We start from the raw sequence: 3,667 nt of genomic DNA, 5'->3' as shown, positions 1-3,667 counted from the left end.
ATGGCGGTGAGGGCGGAGGTCTCGGCGTGCAGGGCGATGGCGGAGAGGGGTTCGCGGTCGTCGCGGAGTTTGCCGACGAGTTCGGCGGTGAGGTGCTGGGCCTCGGCGGCGCTGCCGCCGTTGCCGGCCACCAGCAACCGGCCGCCGGTCGCCAGCCGGTGCGCCAGCTCCCCACCCCAGCGGGCCAGCAGCTGCTCCGCGTCGCGCAGCGGCAGCAGCGCGGCGGCCAGCCGGGTGAGGTGGTCCTCCAGCACCGTCCCCCCGACGGCCGGCGAGGGCGCCGTCATCAGGCGACCACCCGGGTGGGCCGGCGCACGGTGGCCACCTCGGCGTACAGCTCGGCGAGCCGGTCGGCGGTGGTGGACCAGGAGTAGCGGGTGCGGGCCCGCTCCAGGGCCGCGGTGGCGTAGGCGAACCGGCGGATCCGGTCAGCGAGCAGCCTGCGGATCGCCGCGCCGAGGGCCGCCGGGTCGCGGGCCGGCACCAGGTCGCCGGTCCGGCCGTGCACCACGGTGTCGATCAGCCCGCCGACGGCGGTGCCGATCACCGGTACGCCGCACGCCATCGCCTCCAGCGGGGTGAGCCCGAACGGCTCGTACCAGGGGGCGGCGACCAGCACGTCCGCCGACCGGTACCAGCGCCCCATCTCCTCCCGGGGCACCGCACCGATCAGCTTCACCCGGTCGGCGATCCCGCAGGACCGGGCGAGCGCCCGCAACCGGAGCGCGTACGGGTCGGTCTCCAGCAGCCCGGCCGGCGGGCCGCCGACCACCACGCACTCGGCGTCCGGCACCAGCGCGGTGGCCCGGATGACGTCCTGGAAGCCCTTGCGCTCGACCAGCCGCCCGACGGTGAGGATCCGCGGCCGGCCGCCGTCGGAGTCGGCGACCGGGCCGAGCGGGCCGAAGGTGGACAGGTTGACCCCGGACGGCACGACGGTCATCCGCGACCGGGGCACCCCCATCCGGACCAGCTCGGCGACCTCGTCCTGGCACTGGGCGACCACCCGGTCCACCGAGCGGCCCAGCCGGCGCTCGTGGCCGACCCGGCCCGGTGGGCTGGTGTCCTGCGCGCCCTGGTGGCGGCGCTTCACCGTGCCGAGCGCGTGGTAGGTCTGCACCACCGGCACTCCGGTGCGCCGCCCGGCGGCGAGCCCGGCCAGGCCGCTCATCCAGAAATGCGCGTGCACCACCTCCGGCTGCCAGTCGCCGGTGCGCCACCGGTCGGCCAGCCACTCCCCGAAGGCCGGCATGTACGGCAGCAGGTCGTCCTTGGCCACCGGCTCGGCCGGCCCGGCGGGCACGTGCACCACCTCGTACCCGTCCGGGGCGCGGACCGTCACCGGCAGGTCCACCGCGTCGAGCCGGGTGTACACCCGGACGTCGTGACCGGCGGCCGCGAGCGCGGCGGAGAGCTCCGCGACATGCGTGTTCTGGCCGCCGGCGTCCTCGCCGCCGAGGACGGCGAGCGGGCTGGCGTGCTCCGAGATCATCGCGATGCGCATACTTCCTCCTCCAGCAGCCGGTCCCAGTCGGCGAGGAAACGCTCCAGGCCGTAGCGGTTCCGGGCGGCGGTGCGGGCCGCGGCGCCCGCCCGGCGGGCCGCCGCCGGGTCGTCCAGCAGACCTCGGGCGGCCTCGACCAGCACGTCGACCCGGGTGGAGAGGGCACCGGCGGATGGCGGCACCGCCTCCACGGCCTCGGTGGTGGCCAGCGCGACCACCGGCATGCCCATGGTCATCGCCTCGACGAGGCTCAGCCCGAGCGAGGTCCACCGGCACAGGTGCAGGTACGCCCGCCGCTTCGCCAGCTCGGCGTGCATGGCGTGCTGCGGCACGTCGTCGTGGCTGGTCAGCCGGTCCGGGGGCAGGCCCAGGTGCTCGGCGAGCCCGGCCACCTTCATGCCGTAGACGTCCAGCGGGGCGAGTTCGGCGAAGCGGGCCAGCAGGTCGGTGCCGGTGACCCGCCAGCGGCGGACCGGCTCGTTGATGACCACGGCGAGCCGGTCCAGCTCGCCGGTCCACTCGACGGCCGGAGCGACCACCCCGTGCTCGACCACCGTGCTGCGGGTGCCGCCGTTGTCCCAGAACAGCTCGTTGAAGTGGGTCACGTGGGTGAGCAGCAGGTCGTCCCGGTCGGCCATCGGGTGCCGGTTGTTCGGCACGTCGCCCTTCGGTGTGTTGTGCTCGACGTAGATCGCCGGCACGTCCCGGCCGACCCGCCGGCCCAGCCACTCGCAGGCCAGGTCGAACTCCTCGGGTCGCTGGAGCAGCACGACGTCCACGTCGGCCCGGCGCAGCTCCTGCGGGGTCACCTCGACGGCGCTGTCCGGCCACGGGTAGGTCCGCGCCCGGCCCAGCCCGTACGCGCCCCGGTCCGGGGTGACCGGCACCAGGTAACGGTGCTTGCCGTGCACGAACGACGTGGTCCAGGACCCGTGCACGTGCCACACCAGGACATTCATCCGACCACCCCGCCGCGGGCGGTGACCAGCGGCTCGGGGGCGTCGGCCGGCACCCCGAGCAGCCGCAGCGCCTCCAGCACCCGGCCCGGCTCGACGGCGGACAGGCAGGGGTGGCCGGGGACCGGGCAGCGCATGGCCCGGGTGTCCCGGCAGGCCGCCCCGGCGTCGCCGAGCCGCACGGTGGGCACCCGGTAGGGCCCCCACTGTCCGAACGGGACGGTCGGGGCGAAGAGGCTCACCACCGGCACGCCGAGCGCCGCCGCCAGGTGCGCCGGCCCGGTGTTGCCGACCACCAGCGCACCGGCCCGGGCGACCACCGCGGCCAACTCGTCGAGGCCGGTACGCCCACCCAGGTCGCGGCCGCCCGCGGCGGCGACCTGGGCGGTCAGCTCCCGCTCGTCGGGCCCGCCGGTGACCACCACCCGGTAACCGGCGGCGCTGAGCACCCGGACGATCCGGGTGGCCAACTCGAACGGGCAGGCCCGGGTCTCGACCGAGGATCCCGGGTGCAGCACCACGTAGCCCGGCTCGCCGGCGGCGGCCGGCGCGGGCGGCAGCCGGTCGGCGCGCAGCCGCAGGCCCGGTTCGTCGCCGGTGGGCAGCGCGAAGCCGGCCGCCGCGGCCAGCGACAACGCCCGCTCGGGCTCGGGCACCCCGACGGGCACCCGGTGCCGCACGTCGAGCAGGGCGCCCGGGTAGTCGTCGCTGATCGCGCTGATCCGCGGCACCCCGGCCATCCGGAGCAGCAGGGCGAGCGGCAACGCCGACTGGTGGAAGGAGGTGAAGACGACCGCCTCGTCCGCGCGGACGGCGGCGAGCCGGTCGACCAGGGTGCGCATCGCGGCCGGGTCGACCGGCGGAGCCGGGGCGTCGATCCAGGGCAGCGGCCACTCGATGATCTCGTCGACGCCGGGCAGCAGCTCCGCCGCGGCCCGGCCACGTGGCCCGCAGAGCAGCACCACCCGTTCCGCCCCGGCCGCCACCGCGCGGATCCCGGGGCCGGTGACCAGCACGTCGCCGGCCGCGTCGCTACGCGCCACCAGAACGGTGCCCCGCCGGGGCGCCGGCTCGGGCGCGGCCACCAGCCGCATCCGGGCGAGGATGGTGCTCACCGCGTCCGGCAGGTCGGCGGCGACGGTCGGCGCGGCGGCCACCTCGGCCGCCCGGGTGGCCGGGGTGGGCACCATGATCCCGGCGGCGCCGG

4 protein-coding genes are annotated in these 3,667 nt (G+C 76.8%); all 4 read right to left on the bottom strand.

The genetic code is table 11. The features are described from left to right. Nucleotides 1–287, bottom strand: a 287-nt coding sequence (locus ABZV78_RS31490) for an SIS domain-containing protein (RefSeq protein WP_355644463.1), incomplete at its 3' end; no start/stop codon positions are given. Beyond that, on the bottom strand, nucleotides 287–1,504 hold the full coding sequence (locus tag ABZV78_RS31485) for a glycosyltransferase (RefSeq protein WP_355644461.1): 1,218 nt from the start codon (nucleotides 1,502–1,504) through the stop codon (nucleotides 287–289). The genes ABZV78_RS31490 and ABZV78_RS31485, both read right to left, overlap by 1 nt. After that, nucleotides 1,489–2,463, bottom strand: coding sequence for a glycosyltransferase (locus tag ABZV78_RS31480; protein WP_355644459.1), 975 nt, complete (start codon nucleotides 2,461–2,463; stop codon nucleotides 1,489–1,491). The genes ABZV78_RS31485 and ABZV78_RS31480 overlap by 16 nt, the downstream gene beginning before the upstream one ends. After that, nucleotides 2,460–3,667: glycosyltransferase family 9 protein (locus ABZV78_RS31475; RefSeq protein WP_355644458.1), on the bottom strand; the 1,208-nt coding region annotated here is incomplete at its 5' end. The genes ABZV78_RS31480 and ABZV78_RS31475, both read right to left, overlap by 4 nt.

The sequence above is a fragment of the Micromonospora sp. NPDC004540 genome (assembly GCF_040610095.1).
Taxonomy (GTDB): Bacteria; Actinomycetota; Actinomycetes; order Mycobacteriales; family Micromonosporaceae; genus Micromonospora.
Note: the sequence above shows the minus strand (reverse complement) of the source record. Positions and strands in the feature narration are given on the sequence as shown.